The following is a 16081-nucleotide window of genomic DNA, read 5'->3' on the forward strand; positions in this document are numbered from 1 at the left end:
GCCGGATCGTCACACGCTGATCGTCTTCGACGCTGCCAGCACCTCGCCGTTCGCATCCAGCGCCTGCACCGCGACGTGCTGCGCCTGCTTCACCAGCAGCGAGGTCTCGAACCCGGAACGCTTCACCGTGCCGACCGGAGCCGGCTCGCCGGACGTGGAGGCGAGCACCCGCCAGGAGTGCACCTCCGTCGCGCCGTTCCAACTCGCGAACACGCGCATCCCGCCGCCCTCTGAACGCACGGCGACCGAGGGGGCCGTCGTGGGGTGCGCGACCCAGGCGTGCCTGGACGCCCGGTAGGAGATGGCGCCGAGGGTCGCCTCGTAGACCGCGTCGCCCGCCGCGGTGAACTCCGTCACGGCCGGGTCGGTGCCCCAGCCGACGAGGACGTTGCCGTTCGGCAGCACCTGCACGCTGCCCATCGCGGTGCCGAGGTGGTTGTCGTAGCGGTACTCCTGTTCGAGCGTCGCGGTGGTCTCGCCCGTGTCGAGCGAGAACTTCAGGCCGCGGGATGCCCCGTCCGTCCCCGAGTACAGGTGGTTGTCGAACAGCGTGATCGTGCCGTCGTCGTGGCGGCGCACGTCGTGCTGCCAGGCGAACACCGCGTCCTTCTGCACGGCGATGTCGCTCTTCTTGCCGCCGAACCGCCACTTCACGTCGCCCGTCGCGCGGTCGATCGAATAGATCGTGTGGGTGTGCCTCGCCGACACGAGGAGCCGGTCGCCGTCCTCCTCGACCGCGTTCAGGTGGTAGGCGTCGAAAGCGCGCCCCGCCGTCGTGCCGTCGTGACCCGCATCCTGGGTGAGCCCGAGATACGTCTCCGAGACCGGGATGTGGTCGAGCGCATCCCAGTCGAGCAGCACCTTCCCCGTCTCCACGTCGATCTCCTGCACGTGGCAGTCGTAGAGGTAGCCGTTCTTCGGTCCGCCGATGGAGCTGAGGTCGGCGGGCTTCGTCGCGTAGACGGTGACGAGTGCCGTGCCGCGGTCCGTGAGATTGAACTCGTGCAGGTCGGCGTCGAGGCCGTTCCCTGCTGAGACGGTCGCGATGGTCGCGTACGTGGAGTCGAGAATCTTCCCCTGCCCAGCCCCGTGCCCGCCCGTGCTCTTTCCGGTCCAGTACGTGAGCACGGGCTCGCCGCGGTAGGTCTGGACCTTCAGGTCGGTGACGTTCGCCTTGGTCGGCTCTATCCACACGGGCTCGCCGTTCTCACGCACGATGGCGCCGTTGAAGCCCGTCACCTGCTGGGTGACGAACACGAAGCCGGGCGCCGTCGTCCCCGTCTTCCACGAGGTGATGGCGGGAACGGTCAGGTCGGAACTGACGAACGAGCGCAGCACCGGCTGGGCGGTGGAAGACGCGGACGGTGTGGCCTGGCCGGTCGCCGCGGACGAGCCGGAGCCCGGCCGGGTGGCGGCGATGGCCGCCGCAGCGACGCCGACCCCGAGCATGGTCCCTCCGGTGATGAGGGCGCGACGCGAGAGAGCAGTGGTCTTCCGCTTCTGCGCCTGGTCTGGTGCTGGTTCGGGCGCGTCGGATTGCCTGTCGGTTCGTTCAGGGGTCACCCCTCCACTATCCGCGCGTTTTTCAGCGCGAGCTAGGTCGCACCTGTGAGCGACCTGAGGACCACGGGGTCAGTGGGCGAAGCTCGTGACCTGCCCCTCGGTCGGCATGGGCGCCTCCAGCGCATCCAGGTAGTCGGCGGCCTCCCTGATGTCGACGACCAGGCTCTCGGCCAGGTTGCGGCTCAACCCGTTGCGCACCACGATGCGCTGCACCACCAGGTCGGAGAGGTCGTCCGGCATCGGGTACGCAGGGATCAGCCAGCCTTTCAGCCGCAGGCGTTCCGACAGGTGGTAGAGATTCCATTTGTCGGTGTGCCCCGGCGTGAGCTGCCAGGCGAACACCGGGATGTCGGTGCCGTCGTTCCAGAGAGTGAACGCATCCATCGCTGCGATCTCGCCCGCCAGGTAGACCGCGACGTCCTGGCAGGCTTTCTGCACCCGGTAGTAGCCGTCCCAGCCCAGTCGGAGGAACAGGTAGTACTGCAGCAGCACCTGCGCGCCAGGCCGGGAGAAGTTGAGCGCGAACGTCGGCATGCGGCCGCCAAGGTAGGTGACGTCGAAGACCAGGTCCTTCGGCAGCGCATCGACCGAGCGCCAGACCACCCAGCCGAGGCCCGGGTACACGAGCCCGTACTTGTGCGCTGACGTGCTGATCGACGCCACCCGCTCCACCCGGAAGTCCCAGGCGAGGTCGGGCTGCAGGAACGGCGCGATCATGGCGCCGGACGCGCCGTCGACGTGGATGGGGATGTCCAGCCCGGTCTCCGCCTGGATGCGGTCGAGCGCCTCGGCGATGGCGGCGACCGGCTCGTACATGCCCGTGTACGTGACCCCCATGATCGCGACGACCCCGATGGTGTTCTCGTCGACGTACTTCTCCAGCTCGAACCCGTCGAGCACCCTGTGCTCGTCGCTGATCGGCACGAAGCGCGGCTCCACATCCCAGTAGTTGCAGAACTTCTCCCAGCACACCTGCACAGCGCTCGACAGCACGAGGTTCGGCTTCTCGACCGACTTCCCCTCCGCCTTCCTCGCATGCTGCCACCGCCGTTTCAGTGCGAGCCCGCCCAGCATGCACGCCTCGGACGAACCGATGGTGGATGTGCCGACCGCCTTCGCCTGATCGGGTGCGTTCCACAGCCCGGCGAGCATCTTCCAGCACCGCGCCTCGATGGCGGCGGTCTGCGGATACTCGTCCTTGTCGATCATGTTCTTGTCCGCGGATTCCGCGTAGATCTTGTCGGCCTGCGGATCCATCCAGGTGCCGACGAACGTCGCCAGATTGAGCCGCGAGTTCCCGTCGAGCATCGCCTCGTCGTGCACGATCTGGTACGCGGTCTCCGGCAGCGACTCCCCCGACGGCAGGGTGTTCAGCGGGAAGTCGGTCGCCTCGCCCGCTCGCGCGAACAGCGGATTGAGCTGGTTCTGCTCGCTGAGACCGGTGTGTTCGTGATGCGACTCGTGCGGCTGCCCTGCCTGCGATGTGGTCATGCTGCCACGGTAGGCCTGTGCGGTGTGGTGGCGCCATTGTTCCGGGCGGGCCATGCCACCGTGAGCAATGAGAAGATCGTTGCGTGACGCCGAAGAACCCACAGGTGTCGGGCTGGCGGCCCGACTTCCTTCCCGCGGATGCGCAGTTCGCACGTCAGGCCAAGCGTCTACGCGCGCTGGTCGGCCAGCAGCTGATCGAAGCGTGGACCGTGTGGTTCGTCGATGACGACTGGTTCGCTGATCTGCCCGTCGTACTCCGCTTCGACACCGGAGCTCAATTGGAGATCGCCTGGGAGAAGTTCGACGACCTGTCGATCACGTGGGACACCATCGACGTCGGCGTGCCCCCGGTAGCGTGGGTGGAGCGGCCCCTTGAATGGCGCCGGAACGCCGACCATGCCCTGCTTTCACGCGTTGGCGGAGTCGTCACGGACATACGGGCGACGCGGGGCGTGCTCGAGACTCAGAGCGTCGACGATCCAAGCGACACTCGCGCTCGGTGGCTGACCACAGGAGTGTGGCTCGCCACTGACCGCGGCGACCTTCGGATCTTCAACGCTCTGGATGAGAACGGCCTCGACTCAGAGGCGGTCGACCCGGATTCCCCGTGCGGCTGGCGAGCCCTCTGAGAGCATCCAACGTCAGGACGTCGCAGCGGATCCGCTGCGCCTGAACGCGCCCGCTGTCTAGCCCTGCGCGAGCGTCGGCGCTGTGGCGTTGCCGAAGTCGATGTGCAGGTGGTTGCAGGTGTCGTCGAACGGCTTGAAGTTCTCGACGCTGATCGAGGAGCGGCAGTTGATCTGGCCGAGGCCGGAGCCGTTGGGGACCAGCGGGTCGAGGATGCTGATCAGTTCGAGCGAGCGCGAGTCGCCGCCCGTGAGGGGGGCGCCGTCGAGGAGGTAGAAGTCCACGGCGTGGCCTCCGCCGTTCGCGTAGTGCGACGACTCGGTGCCTGCGCCTTCGATCTGGCCGGTGCAGCGGCGGTTGATGTCGCTGACGCCCACCTGGGAGAAGTGCTCGAGTGCGACCGAGATCGACTGCAGCACCCGGTAGTCGACGCCGCAGCCAGGGACGGCGTTGCCCTCGGCGAGGTCCGCGATCTCCGGGATGTGGTTGGGGGTCGAGCCGACGAGGCGGCCGGAGGCGACAGCGCCCATCAGCTGGACCGCGAGCGCCTCGACGCTCGGCGACACCGAGGTGTTCATGGTGGAGTCGAGCATCTGCGGCGACTCGGCGATCTGCATCCCGTCGCGGGAGACGACCTGGGCCGTGGTGCCGCCGCCGGTGAGCGTCTGGACGGCGAGGGCCGTGCGGGCGTTGCCCATCGGCGACGCCTCAGCCGAGCTCGCATATGCCGGAAGGGCCGCGGTTCCGAAGAACGCGGTCAGCGCGAGGAGCACAGCGGCGTGGAAGCCGAAGCGCTTGCGATGCGTGACGTGCACCTTGCGGAAGATGCCCTGCCGCGGTGCGGCGACGACGGCGCCTGGCTGCTGCGTGGTGCGCCGTGCCGACAGCTCGCGCCTGGTCGGCTTGACGACGATCCGCTCGCGCTTCGCCGGACGCTGACGCTCAGCCTCGACGCGTTCGCGCCGGCTGACGAAGACCTGTCCGGGGTCGGTCGAGAGCTCCGCCGGCTCCTGGACGTCGACGACGACCGGAGCCCGATAGGTGCGGCGAGACCGCGACGGGGCACTGGACTGGGGCAAGCTAGGTCTTTCTGAGCGGGGGGTAATGCGCGGGGCTTTGCGCAAACGCGTACTGATCTGTTTTACCCGATATCGCCTGAAGGTTCCATCAACATGCATAGATTCCCCGGCCGCAGGGGCCCGTCCCGCGCGTTCGGGTCACGCAGGAATGGGCCCCTGACCGGGGGTTTCATCGCGGGTTGCACCGCTTTGATGAAAACGAATCTACGGTGTCCGCGTTTTGGGGGACCGACGGGGTACGGCTGTTACGACACGAACCGCCCGGCGCGGCCAGGACGCGGCTCCGAGACGGCTCCAAAACGGCAGCCAGACGCGAGCGTCAGGGGATCGCGACCGCCAGTTCGACCCCGCCGGAGCGTTCGCGCAAGGCGACCTCCGCGCGCCCGGCCAGGTCCCTGAGGCCGATCCCCGCTCCGGGGGATGCGAGCTCGCCTCCCGACGTCACGCGCACCAGCACGCCGCCGTCCTGCCCGCGCGTCAGGTCGAGGGTCACAGGCGACCCGTCCCCGTGCCTGACCGCGTTGGCCAGCCCCTCGGACATCGCGTCGACGACCGCCTCGCAGCGACGGTCGTCGTCCAGGCGGTCCCACACGGTGTCGTCGATGCGCACGTCGAGCGTCATCGCCCGTCTCCAGCTGTCCGCCAGCATCCGGATGCGCGTGCGCGCGTCCGTCGCGGGCCGCGCGCCCCGCAGTCCGGTCCTGATGCGGTCGACGGCATCTCGCACTGCAGTCGCTGCGTCAGCGGGGGTCGCTCCGCTCATCCCGACAGCGAGGGCGCTGGCGATCAGTTCGGACTGCACCCCGGAGTGCAGCAGCCTGGCGATGCCCTCCCGCTCGTGGTCGTAGTCGACGCGCACGCGCGCCGCCGCCTCGACGGCCGCCTGCATCGACTCCTCGATCTCGCTCTGGTCGGCGCGCACGCGCACCGACAGCGACGACACGAACGCGACCGCCGCTGCGATGCACGGATAGATGAAGGCCTGGAACACGATCAGGTCGGGGGCGAAGCCGAGCGCGCGCAGCATCCTGTCGCTCTCGACGGTGAGCACCACCCCTGCCACGACGTAACCGGCCAAGACGGTTGCCACTCGGGCTGCCGGCCGGCGCATCAGGGAGGAGAGCCTGGCGACGCCGATGTTCGCCAGAAGGAGGATGGCGAGGGTCACCGGAATCTGGATGACGGCGAGGCCGACCCCGTATGAGCTGAGCGCGAACGGCGTGACCATCCCGACGAACAGCACGGCGGTCGGCAGTGGCGGCGCCGCCCGCATCCCGCCGATCACGGAGCCGAGCCAGCCGAGCCTGCCGGACGACGACGACTCGACGGCGGCGCGCTGCCCCGGCGTAGCGTCCGCGGCGTAGAGCTCGTGGCTCGCCGGACGGACGATGTCGTTCGCGAGCGAGCGCAGCAACCGGGAAGCGTCGGCCGGCTCGATTCCGGCGAGCATCGCGGGGGCGGCGGCGTCCTCGATCTGCGCGAGCACCGCATCCACAGACGTCGCCCGCAAGGTCCGGATGCGCTCGCGTCCCGCCCGCTCGTCGGCTTCCGCCGCCTGCCGCACGGCGTTGAGCCGCCGGTACACGCCGCGGTGGTCGCGCACCAGATCGACGCCGATCGCGATGAGCGGGAACACGGAGAGGCAGATGACGACGTTGATGGCGATGCGGGCTCCGAGCTCACCCACCTCGACAGGGATGCCGAGCAGGCCTCCCGTCCACAGGAACAGGAACGGCCTGAGCACGCCGACGGCCGCGAAGAGCACCAGGACGACGACCGCGCGCATCCGGTCGGGCGTCACCCGCAGCACGCCGTATGCGGCCAGCATCGCGAGGCCGACCGCGAGATGCTCGACGCCGGCGACGGCTTCCGCCTCGCCGAGCGAGCGGCCGCCGTCCACGTACTGCACACCGGACATGACGGTCATGGCGAACGGGAACGTGATGATCCAGGTCCACCAGGTGATCGCGTTGCGCCCCGTCGCACGCGCGAGGAGGCGGCGGGTGGAGACGAGGTTCACGACCGGGCCATTCGAGCTCAGCCGAGCCCGGTCTGCGGGTCGCCGAAGGTGGCGGTGTAGAGGGTCGCGGCGGCCACGCGCGGCGTCAGACGGTCGTCGCCGGAGACGCCGAGCGCGTTGAAGATCCGCTCCATGCTCTTCTCGACGGCGCGCACGGTGACCCCACGACGGCGCGCGATCTCGGCGTTCGAGAACCCGGCGGCCAGCAGCCGCGTCGTCTCGAGCTGCGCTTCGCTCAGCCGCAGCAGCGCCGCCCGGCCGTCACCGCTCGGAGCCTCCCGCGACACCGGGCGCTCGGCGAGCGCTGCCTCGGCGGCCACCACGAGTTCGTCGATGTCGGCGATGGCGCCCTTGTTCACGAACGACGCTCCGGCGACCGTCTCCCGCGCACGGGCGGACGCCGCCTCGCGAGACAGGTTGCTGAGGAAGACGATGGCGAGATACGGCGCCCGTTCGCGCAGGATCGTCGCGAGCTCGAGGCCGTTCGGCCGTTCCCCCAGGTCGATGTCGGTCACCAGCAGGTCGGGATCGGCCTGATCGGCCAGCCGCAGTGCATCGGCGGACGACGCAGCCGGGGTCACGTCGAACCCCCGCCGTTCGAGCGCTTCGGCCACGAGCGAACGCATCAGCGCGTGGTCCTCGACCACCAGCGCCCTGCGTCTCCACCCGTCCACCGCCATGCCCGACAGAATATCGGCGTGGGCGGGCGGCACCGGACCGGTGGGTGCACCCAGTTCGGGGCTCCGCAGTGCGCCAGCCAGGAAAGGATGCCCGCCCCGGGGTTCGCGCGGCCCGGGGCGGGCAGTCGGTGGTCACCCCCGCGCGATGCGGAGGGTGACGAGCTGGAACGGGCGGAGGGAGATGGCGACCGCACCAGGGCCGGACCCGTCGCCGGAGCCGCCGTCGCCGGAGCCGCCGTCGCCGGTCGCGCCGGTGACAGCATCCTGTGCCGTCTCGCGTTCGAGCAGGTCGGTCTGCGTGACGCCGGTGTGCGGGAAGTGGACGCCGATGCTCGCCGTGGTGCGCGAGCCGTGCGCCTCGTAGAGCCGCACGATCACGTCGCCCGAGCCGTCCTCGGCGAGCTTCACCGTCTCGATCACCGCGGCCGGGGTCTCCGACGACACCAGCGGCTCGACGGCGGTCGCCTGGCCGGTGCGCGCAGGGAGGTTGAGCCGGTAGCCCGCCTCGATCGCCGCATCCAGGCCGCCGACGACGATCGAGGTGCGCAGCGTGTGCTCGCCCTGGTCGGCATCCGGGTCCGGGAACATCGGCGCCCGCAGCAGTGTCTGCCGCACGAGCGAGTACGTGCCTCCACCGTCGCGGGCGCGACGGGTGATGTCGTGGCCGTAGGTCGAGTCGTTCGCGACGCCGACGCCGAAACCGGCCTCGGCGACGTGCACCCAGCGGTGTGCCGGCGTCTCGAACCGGGCGGTGTCCCAGCTCGTGTTGGTGTGCGTCGGCCGCTCGATGTGACCGAACTGGATCTCCGACCTGGCGGACGCGGTGTGCACATCCACGGGGACCGCCAGCTTCAGCATCCGCTGCTTCTCGTGCCAGTCGACGTGCGTGAGGATGTCGAGCGCCGCAGAGCCGGCGTCGAGCGACACCGTCTGCGTGACGACGGACGAGCCGAAGCTGCGCACGATCCGCAGGGCGACGCTGTCCGCGCCGTCCGCCACGACCTCCAGGCTGTCGAGCGCCGTGAGGTCGTCGCCGAACCGGCGGTACTCCACGTCCACGTCCCACGCGTCCCACTGGGTGGGGGTGTCACGGAAGAGCTGCAGCAGGTTGGCCCTGGTTCCCGGCGGGAGCGCCTCCCGGCCGGACGCCGCCTCGACGATGGAGGTCACCAGACCGTCGCCGTCGACCGTCACCGTGATGAGCGCGTTGGCCAGGACGAAGCCGTCGCCTGAGCGCTCGATCCTGGCATCCCCTGGCCGAGATGCGGTTCCAGCGCCGAAGGCGGGAACGCCGTCGACCGCGAACGGCGACGCGTTGAAGACGACAGCAGTGGATGCGGCGTCCCCCAGCGCCGCCACCGACCGGGCGATCACGCCCTCCAGCGCCTCGGCAACGATCCCGTAGTTCTCCACCGCCTGGTCGTGCACCCAGCCGATCGACGACCCAGGCAGGATGTCGTGGAACTGCTGCAGCAGCACGGTCCGCCACGCCTGGCGCAGCTCCTCCACCGGGTATGCGGCCCCGGCGCGCACGGCGGCCGTCGTCGCCCACAGCTCTGCCTCGTGCAACAGGTGCTCGCTGCGGCGGTTGCCGTGCTTGGTGCGAGCCTGCGACGTGTACGTTCCGCGGTGGAACTCCAGGTAGAGCTCCCCAGCCCACACCGGCGCGGGCGAGAACTCGGCGGACGCCGCCGCGAAGAACTCGGCCGGCGTCGCGACCCGCACGGTCGGCGAACCCTCCAGAGACGCGGTGCGCTTGGCTGCGGCGACCATCTCCCTGGTCGGCCCGCCACCTCCGTCGCCGAAGCCGAACGGGACGAGCGAGGTGTTCGCGCTTCCCTTGTCGGCGAAGTTCTGCTCCGCGTGCGCGAGCTCGGCGCCGGAGAGCACCGAGTTGTATGTGTCGACCGGCGGGAAGTGCGTGAAGATCCTGGTGCCGTCGATGCCCTCCCAGTCGAACGAGTGGTGCGGGAACTTATTGGTCTCGTTCCAGGAGATCTTCTGGGTGAGGAAGTAGTCGGCCCCTGCCGCGCGGGCGATCTGCGGGAGGGCCCCGGAGTATCCGAACGAGTCGGGCAGCCAGACCTCTTTCGGCTCGAAGCCGAACTCCTCCAGGAAGAACCGCTTGCCCTCCACGAACTGGCGGGCCATCGCCTCCGAACCCGGCATGTTCGTGTCCGACTCCACCCACATGCCGCCGACCGGTACGAACCTGCCCTCGGCCACCCGCACCCGGATGCGCTCGAACAGCTCGGGATAGAACTGCTTCATCCAGGCGAACTGCTGCGCAGACGAGCAGGCGAACACGAAGTCCGCATCCTGGTCCATCAGGTCGAGGACGTTGGAGAATGTGCGGGCGCACTTGCGGATCGTCTCCCGCACAGGCCACAGCCACGCCGAGTCGATGTGCGCGTGCCCGACCGCGAAGATCGAGTGGGCCGTCGCGGCCGCCGGGGAGGCGAGCACCCCGGCGAGCGCGGCCCGGCCGGCCGCTGCCGTGCCGTGCACATCGGTCGGGTCGACCGCATCCACCACCGCATCCAGTGCGGCGAAGAGGGATGCGCGGCGCGGCGACTGCTCCGGCAGCACGGCGGCGAGGCCGCGCGCCGTCCACACGTCCTGCACCAGCTCCCACACCTCGCGGTCGCGGTGCACGACGGCCATACGCCGCAGCGCGTAGATGGGATGCTGCGGTGCGGTGGATTTGCGGCCAAGCTTGGTGGGGACGAAGTCCACGAACTCGCTGCCCACATCCGGATTGGCCGCCGCCTCGACGTAGACCTCGAACGGCTGACCGGGAGCGAGGCGCAGGCGGACGTAGCCGTTGAGCGGTTCGATCGCCTTGATGATGGTGCCGTCGGTCGCCCAGACCAGGCCCTCGGCCTGGAAGCCGACCTGTCCTGCTGTGAAGCCGAGGTCGACGACCAGCTCGACGTCGTCCGGGTCCGCGTCCCACTCAGCGGGAACGGTGCCGGTGACGCGGAACCAGACCGTCCCCCACGGCCGGCCCCACGCCTGCCCGAGCTCGAACGGCGTGAACGTGTTCGCGACGGCCTGCGCGAACGGCACCGGCTCGTCCGGCACCTCCCACGCCTCGATCGTCACGGGCGCGGACGCGCGCTCCAGTGCGGGTGCGAGACGCTCGCGCACGAAACGGTCGACGCGCATCTCGACGAGCTGGTTCTGTTGATACAACGAGACTCCTTATATAAGAGGTACGGGGTCTAGCCCTTGACGGCTCCGGCGAGCGCGGACGAACCACCGAGCACGCGGGAGACGAGGACGTAGAGGGCGATCACGGGCACGGAGTAGATGAGCGAGTACGCCGCGAGCTGGCCGTACGCGACGGCTCCGTACTGCCCGAAGAAGGTGAAGATGCTGACGGCGGCCGGCTGGTTCTCCGGGCTGAGCAGCAGCACGAACGGCACGAAGAAGTTGCCCCACGCCTGCACGAACACGAAGATGAACACCACGGCGATCCCGGGGCGGACGAGCGGGACGACAACGGTCCACAGCGTTTTCATGCTCGACGCACCGTCGACCCACGCTGCCTCCTCGAGGGAGAGCGGCACGGAGTCGACGAAGTTCTTCGTCATCCAGATCGCCATCGGAAGCGACGATGCTGCCATGAACAGGATCGTCCCACCGATCGAGTCGATCAGGTTCAACGACACGAACAGGCTGTAGACCGGGACCATCATCGCGGTGATCGGCAGGCAGGTGCCGAACAGGATCGCGTAGAGGAACGGCTTGTTGAACCTGTTGCGGTAGCGGGACAGCGGGTACGCGGCCAGGATGGCGACGATCACCGTGATGAACGCGCATCCCGCAGACAGCAAGAGGCTGTTCCAGAGCGGCACGAACGCCAGGTCCGGTGTGAGCACCTTCTGGAAGTTCTCCAGGGTCCACTGCTTCGGCCAGCCGACGGCCAGGGTGGCAGAGCCGTCGAACGACGCGAACACCACCCACACCATCGGAAGCACGAAGACGAGCCCGATCAGCAGCAGCAGGATGTTGGCGGTCCACTTGAGAGCGAGACCGCTCGGCGATGACAGGCGCATCAGTCCACCTCCGTCTTGAGAGCGCGCACGTAGACGATGGCGAACACGGCGCCCACGAGCAGCAGGATGGTCGCGATGGCGGTGCCGTAGCCCAGCTCGGAGAACTTGAAGGCCTCCTGGTAGGCGAGCACGGGGAGCGTCATGGACTTGTTGCCAGGACCGCCTCCCGTCATCACGTAGATGAGGGTGAAGACCGAGAGGGTCTGCAGGGTGATCAGCATCAGGTTGGTGGAGATGCTGCGGCGGATCATCGGCAGTGTCACCAGGAAGAACCGCTTGATGCCGTTCGCGCCGTCGACCTCCGCCGCCTCGGTGATCTCGGGCGGCACCTCCTGCAGCGCCGCCGAGTATACGAGCATCGAGAAGGCGGCGCCTCGCCAGGTGTTGGCGAGGATCACGGCGAGCATCGGGAACGCGAACAGCCACGACGGCCCGGTGATGCCCACCATCGCGAGGATGGCGTTGAGCGTGCCCTTCTGGCTGAAGAACGCGTACGACGCGAACGCGGCGACGATCTCCGGCAGCACCCACGCGCCGACGACGAACGTCGACACGATGGCGCCGACCACCCGGCCGCCCGCCCGCATCAGCAGGGCCAGGACCATCCCGACGATGTTCTGCCCGATGACGGCGGAGCCGATGAGGAAGACCAGGGTGAGGACCACCGCGACAGGGAAGTCCGGGCTGTTGAACAGGTCGATGTAGTTCTTCAGGCCCACCCACTCGCTCGACGCGGCCGCGGCCCCGGTGAGCGACGAGTTGGTGAACGATCCGTAGAAGGAGGAGAGGATCGGCCCGACCAGGAACACGACCAGGAGGCCGATGGCCGGGATGAGCGGGACGGTCCTCGCGACCGATCGCCGGACTCTGCGCGAACGTGCCGTCCGCTCCGGGCGGGGCGGCCGGGAGGTTCCCCGGCCGCTCGCGCCCTCGGCGACGGCGTCGATTGTCGACGTCACTGTCTGGTTACTCCGACTTCGTCTTGTCCTTGCCGACGATGCCGACGACCGTGTCGTCGTACGCCTTGGCGGCTTCGGCTGGTGACTGCTGGCCGGTCATCACCGACTCCATGGCCACCTGGATCCCGTTGGAGATCTTCGAGTAGTCCGGGGTCGCAGGACGGAACTTGGTCACATCCACCAGCGAGGCGAAGAACGTGGATGTGGGGTTCGACTTGGCGTACGCCGGGTCGGCCGCGACGTCCTTGCGCACCGGGATCTGGCTGAGCGAGATGTCGAAGTCGAGCGAGTTGGCCTTGTTGAGGGCGTAGGAGATGAACTTCCAGGCTTCGTCCTTGACCTTGCTCTTCGACCCCATCGACAGCGTCCAGCCGCCCGACATGCTGATGCTGCCCGGCTCCTGGCCGGTCTGCGTCGGCATCGGAGCGACGCCCATCGTCTTCTCCCACTCCGGCCAGTTGGTGTCGCCGGTGGACTGCCAGGTGCCTGCGACCCACGAGCCGTCGAGGTTGATGGCGAGCTTGCCCTGCGGGATGAGCTGGCTGGTCACGATGTTCTGGTAGTTGGTGTCGCTGGTGATCTCCTGCGACGGGCCGAGGCCGCCCTGGTAGACCTCCTTCAGCACATCCAGGGAGTCGGTGAACGCCTTCGAGCCGGTGATCCACTTGCCGGACGATGCGTCGTACAGGCCGTCCTTGCTCGCTCCGTAGAGCAGCATCTCGAAGCCCTGCATCGAGCTGGCCTCACCGCCGGCCTTGCCGGAGAAGATGTTGATGGGGGTGACGCCGGGGACCTTGTCCTTGATGGTCTTGGCCGCATCCAGCACGTCGTTCCAGTCCTTCGGCTTCCAGTCGGCCGGCAGCCCTGCCTTGGCGAAGATGTCCTTGTTGTACCAGAGGGCGCGGGTGTCCGTGCCCATCGAGACGCCGTAGATCTTGCCGTCGTCGCCCTTGCCTGCGTCCTTGGCGTTGTCGTAGAACTGCGACCACTCGTCCCACTTGTTCACGTACGAGTCGAGCGGTTCGAGGTACCCGGCCTGCGCGTCGGAGCGGATGAGGAAGGTGTCCTCGTAGAGCACGTCAGGTGCGGTGCTGGCGCTGCGGTTCATCAGCGAGAGCTTGGTGTAGTAGTCGTTCTCAGCGGCCTTGATCGGAACGAGGGTGACCTTCTCCCCCGGGTTGGCCTTCTCGAACCCGGCCTTCGCCTTGGCCATGAACTTGGCCATGAGGTCGGTGCCGAAATCCTGGTATGCCACCTTGATGGTCTTGCCGTCGTTGGACCCGGACGACGAACATCCGGCCAGTGCGACGAGTGCGGATGCGGCCACCACGGCGACCAGAACTCTGCTGCGTTTCATCGATGCTCCCTTGCTTCGATGTCCGGTGGGCGCCTTCCCTGCCCTGCGGTGCCGGACCTTGGTTGTAATTTATAAATCAATTTGATTTATTTGGCAATGGGTGCGAGGAAAATGCCTGATGAGACCCGGATGGGGGTCGACGGGATGGGAGTCGAGCCGCGCCCTACACCCGGCCGCGCGGCGAGAAGGTCGCGTCGAGCACCAGGCACGCCGCGCCCACCGCGGCGACGTCGGCGCCCACAGCGCTCGACTCCGTGATGACGGGGTGGGTGAGGATGTCCATGTCGAACTCGTGCATCCAGCCGGGGAGGCGGGCGGCGTAGAACGGTTCGAGCCGGTCCCAGGACGGGCCGCCGAAGACCACGCGGTCGATGTCGAGCAGCGCGGAGAGGTTCGAGAGATAGTACGCGGTGTTCCGGATGGACCTGTCGAGGATGCTCGTGGCCACGTCGTCGCCCGCCGTCGCCGCCTGTGTCAGCTCCGTGAAGAGGGCGTCGACCGTCTCGACGTCGAGGTCGAGCTCCACGCCGTCCGGGACGGGTTCTCCGCCCGGCGCGGAGAGGACACCGGCCCAGATCGCCTGCATCACCAGGCGGTACGGACGGACGGATTCGCCGTAGCAGCCGCGACGCCCGCAGGCGCAGAGGGCGCCGCCTGGGTCGACGATCGCGTGTCCGACGTCGCCGGCGTTGTGGGTGGCGCCCGTGTAGACGTCGCCGCCGAGCACCATCCCGACCCCGACGCCCGTGCCGTAATACACGAACACGTAGTCGTGGCTGGCGTCCGCCGAGTCGCGCCAGCGCTCGGCGACCGCGGCCGCTGTCACGTCCTTCGCCACCAGAGAGGACAGGCCCGTCGCGGCCCGCAGTTCGTCGCGCAGGTGGAAGTCGTTCCAGCCGGGGATGAGCGGCGGCCGCACCACCACGCCCGTCTCTGTGTCGATCGGGCCGGGTGCCGCGACGCCGACACCGCTGACCTTCGCCCGGTCGACGCCCGACTCCGCCAGCACCGTGCCGATCGCCTCCACCACGATAGCGAGGGTCTGCATCGCGTCGCCGGACACCGGAGAGTGGCGGCGTGCCTCAGCGACCACCTCGCCCTCCAGGTCGAGCAGCACGCAGGTGATGACCGTGGGGTCCAGGTGCACCCCGACCGCGTACGAGCCCGTCGGCTCCAGCTGCAGGATGGTGCGCGGCTTGCCAGGACCGTCGATGCGCTTGCCTGCCTCGCGGATGAGGCCCTGGTCGATCAGCCTCCTGCTCACGTTCGACACCGTCTGCGCCGACAGGCCGGTCGAGCCGACCAGCTCGACTCTGCTGAGGCCTCCCTCGGAGCGGCGCACGGCATCGAGCACGACCGTGTCGTTGAACGCGGCGATCGCGGGGAGGTTCGCTCCTCTGGGCATACGCCTCCTTCAGTGTGCGTCGGGTCGCCTTCGTAGGATACATACCGAGCCGCAGTCGGTCGCCGACGCCCAGGGCGGCCGACGCCCATCCGTTCCGTAGACTTGCTCCGAACCTGGAACGACGGACGGAGACAGCATGGGATCGAGGTGGGCTCGCGTCGCGCGCGGGTTGCTCGCATCCTGTGTCGCGATCTTCGTCGCCGCCCTGTTCCACGTCGCAGGCGGCGGGGCCGCGCCTGGGGCGCTCCCGCTCGCGCTCAGCCTCGCGTTCTCGACCGTCGCATCCATCGCCCTCACGGCGCGGTCGCTGTCGCTGTGGCGGCTGACGATCGCGGTCGGGTTCAGCCAGTTCCTGTTCCACCTGCTGTTCGGTCTCGGCACGGGCACGGCCACGTTCAGCGCTCCCGCCGGCGCGACGCACCTGCACGCCGGCTCGCACCTGACGATGACGATGCCCGGCGTCACTCCGGGCACGATGCCCGGCCCGATGCCATCCCACGACGACCTCAGCCTCGGGATGTGGGGAGCCCACCTCACCGCCGTGCTCGTCACCGTGATCGCGCTGCGCTTCGGCGAGCAGGCGTTCTGGGGACTCCTCGAGACCACCAGGATGCACGTGGCCAGGTTCGCCGACCGCCGCATCCTGGACAGGCTCGCCATCGCGCCGGCCATGCTCGAGCACGCCTCCTCCGCCGTCGCCGGCGCCGTCTCCCGCGAGCCGGCGCTTCTGCGCGACCTCGGCGTCCCCCTCCTCCGGCTGCGCCACCGCGGGCCACCCCTGGCCGTCGCGTCCTGACGGAGCGTTCCACGATCGTGCGTGGCGCCCGTCTGCCGGCGCG

12 protein-coding genes are annotated in these 16081 nt (G+C 68.8%); 2 read left to right on the plus strand and 10 right to left on the minus strand.

Annotated features, from left to right (window positions below):
• Window positions 1-9 precede the first annotated feature (9 nt).
• Together ASE16_RS15165 and ASE16_RS15170 are read right to left on the minus strand one after the other, a co-directional pair.
• Window positions 10-1563, minus strand: coding sequence for an arylsulfotransferase family protein (locus ASE16_RS15165; RefSeq protein WP_157480414.1), 1554 nt, complete (start codon window positions 1561-1563; stop codon window positions 10-12).
• A 69-nt stretch (window positions 1564-1632) separates the two neighbouring features.
• Window positions 1633-3054: a glutamate decarboxylase gene (locus ASE16_RS15170; protein ID WP_055896890.1), complete on the minus strand. Its 1422-nt coding sequence runs from the start codon at window positions 3052-3054 to the stop codon at window positions 1633-1635.
• 83 nt (window positions 3055-3137) lie between these two features.
• Between ASE16_RS15170 and ASE16_RS15175 the strand changes: the two genes are divergently transcribed.
• The gene (locus tag ASE16_RS15175; protein ID WP_157480415.1) at window positions 3138-3683 is read left to right on the plus strand and encodes a hypothetical protein; all 546 of its coding nucleotides are present in this window, start codon (window positions 3138-3140) and stop codon (window positions 3681-3683) included.
• A 57-nt stretch (window positions 3684-3740) separates the two neighbouring features.
• On the opposite strand, the gene ASE16_RS15180 is transcribed toward ASE16_RS15175, so the two are convergent.
• From ASE16_RS15180 to ASE16_RS15215, 8 genes are all read right to left on the minus strand, one after another.
• Entirely contained in the window at window positions 3741-4760 is a 1020-nt protein-coding gene (locus ASE16_RS15180; protein WP_235500529.1) for a hypothetical protein, read from the minus strand.
• Between the two features lie 319 nt (window positions 4761-5079).
• Window positions 5080-6780 (minus strand): hypothetical protein, encoded by a 1701-nt coding sequence (locus ASE16_RS15185; protein ID WP_055896896.1) that lies wholly within the window; start codon window positions 6778-6780, stop codon window positions 5080-5082.
• Between the two features lie 17 nt (window positions 6781-6797).
• The gene (locus tag ASE16_RS15190; protein WP_082581503.1) at window positions 6798-7460 is read right to left on the minus strand and encodes a response regulator transcription factor; all 663 of its coding nucleotides are present in this window, start codon (window positions 7458-7460) and stop codon (window positions 6798-6800) included.
• A gap of 132 nt (window positions 7461-7592) precedes the next feature.
• Complete coding sequence (locus ASE16_RS15195; RefSeq protein WP_055896899.1) at window positions 7593-10655, minus strand: alpha-mannosidase; 3063 nt, start codon at window positions 10653-10655, stop codon at window positions 7593-7595.
• A 29-nt stretch (window positions 10656-10684) separates the two neighbouring features.
• Entirely contained in the window at window positions 10685-11521 is an 837-nt protein-coding gene (locus tag ASE16_RS15200; RefSeq protein ID WP_055896902.1) for a carbohydrate ABC transporter permease, read from the minus strand.
• Entirely contained in the window at window positions 11521-12480 is a 960-nt protein-coding gene (locus ASE16_RS15205) for a carbohydrate ABC transporter permease (RefSeq protein WP_055896905.1), read from the minus strand. Before ASE16_RS15205 ends, ASE16_RS15200 begins: the two co-directional genes overlap by 1 nt.
• 7 nt (window positions 12481-12487) lie before the next feature.
• Entirely contained in the window at window positions 12488-13837 is a 1350-nt protein-coding gene (locus ASE16_RS15210; RefSeq protein WP_055896908.1) for an extracellular solute-binding protein, read from the minus strand.
• Between the two features lie 163 nt (window positions 13838-14000).
• Entirely contained in the window at window positions 14001-15242 is a 1242-nt protein-coding gene (locus tag ASE16_RS15215) for an ROK family transcriptional regulator (protein WP_055896911.1), read from the minus strand.
• 136 nt (window positions 15243-15378) lie between these two features.
• On the opposite strand from ASE16_RS15215, the gene ASE16_RS15220 reads away from it, so the two are divergent.
• Complete coding sequence (locus ASE16_RS15220) at window positions 15379-16038, plus strand: hypothetical protein (protein ID WP_055896914.1); 660 nt, start codon at window positions 15379-15381, stop codon at window positions 16036-16038.
• The last annotated feature ends 43 nt before the right edge of the window (window positions 16039-16081 follow it).

The sequence above is a fragment of the Leifsonia sp. Root227 genome (assembly GCF_001428745.1).
GTDB lineage: Bacteria > Actinomycetota > Actinomycetes > Actinomycetales > Microbacteriaceae > Leifsonia.

Excerpts from the sequence above, each read along its gene's own strand:
- ASE16_RS15190 (WP_082581503.1), bottom strand. The coding sequence starts at position 7,460 with ATGGCGGTGGACGGGTGGAGACGCAGGGCGCTGGTGGTCGAGGACCAC.
- ASE16_RS15210 (WP_055896908.1), bottom strand. The coding sequence starts at position 13,837 with ATGAAACGCAGCAGAGTTCTGGTCGCCGTGGTGGCCGCATCCGCACTC.
- ASE16_RS15200 (WP_055896902.1), bottom strand. The coding sequence starts at position 11,521 with ATGCGCCTGTCATCGCCGAGCGGTCTCGCTCTCAAGTGGACCGCCAAC.
- ASE16_RS15215 (WP_055896911.1), bottom strand. The coding sequence starts at position 15,242 with ATGCCCAGAGGAGCGAACCTCCCCGCGATCGCCGCGTTCAACGACACG.
- ASE16_RS15170 (WP_055896890.1), bottom strand. The coding sequence starts at position 3,054 with ATGACCACATCGCAGGCAGGGCAGCCGCACGAGTCGCATCACGAACAC.
- ASE16_RS15220 (WP_055896914.1), top strand. The coding sequence starts at position 15,379 with ATGGGATCGAGGTGGGCTCGCGTCGCGCGCGGGTTGCTCGCATCCTGT.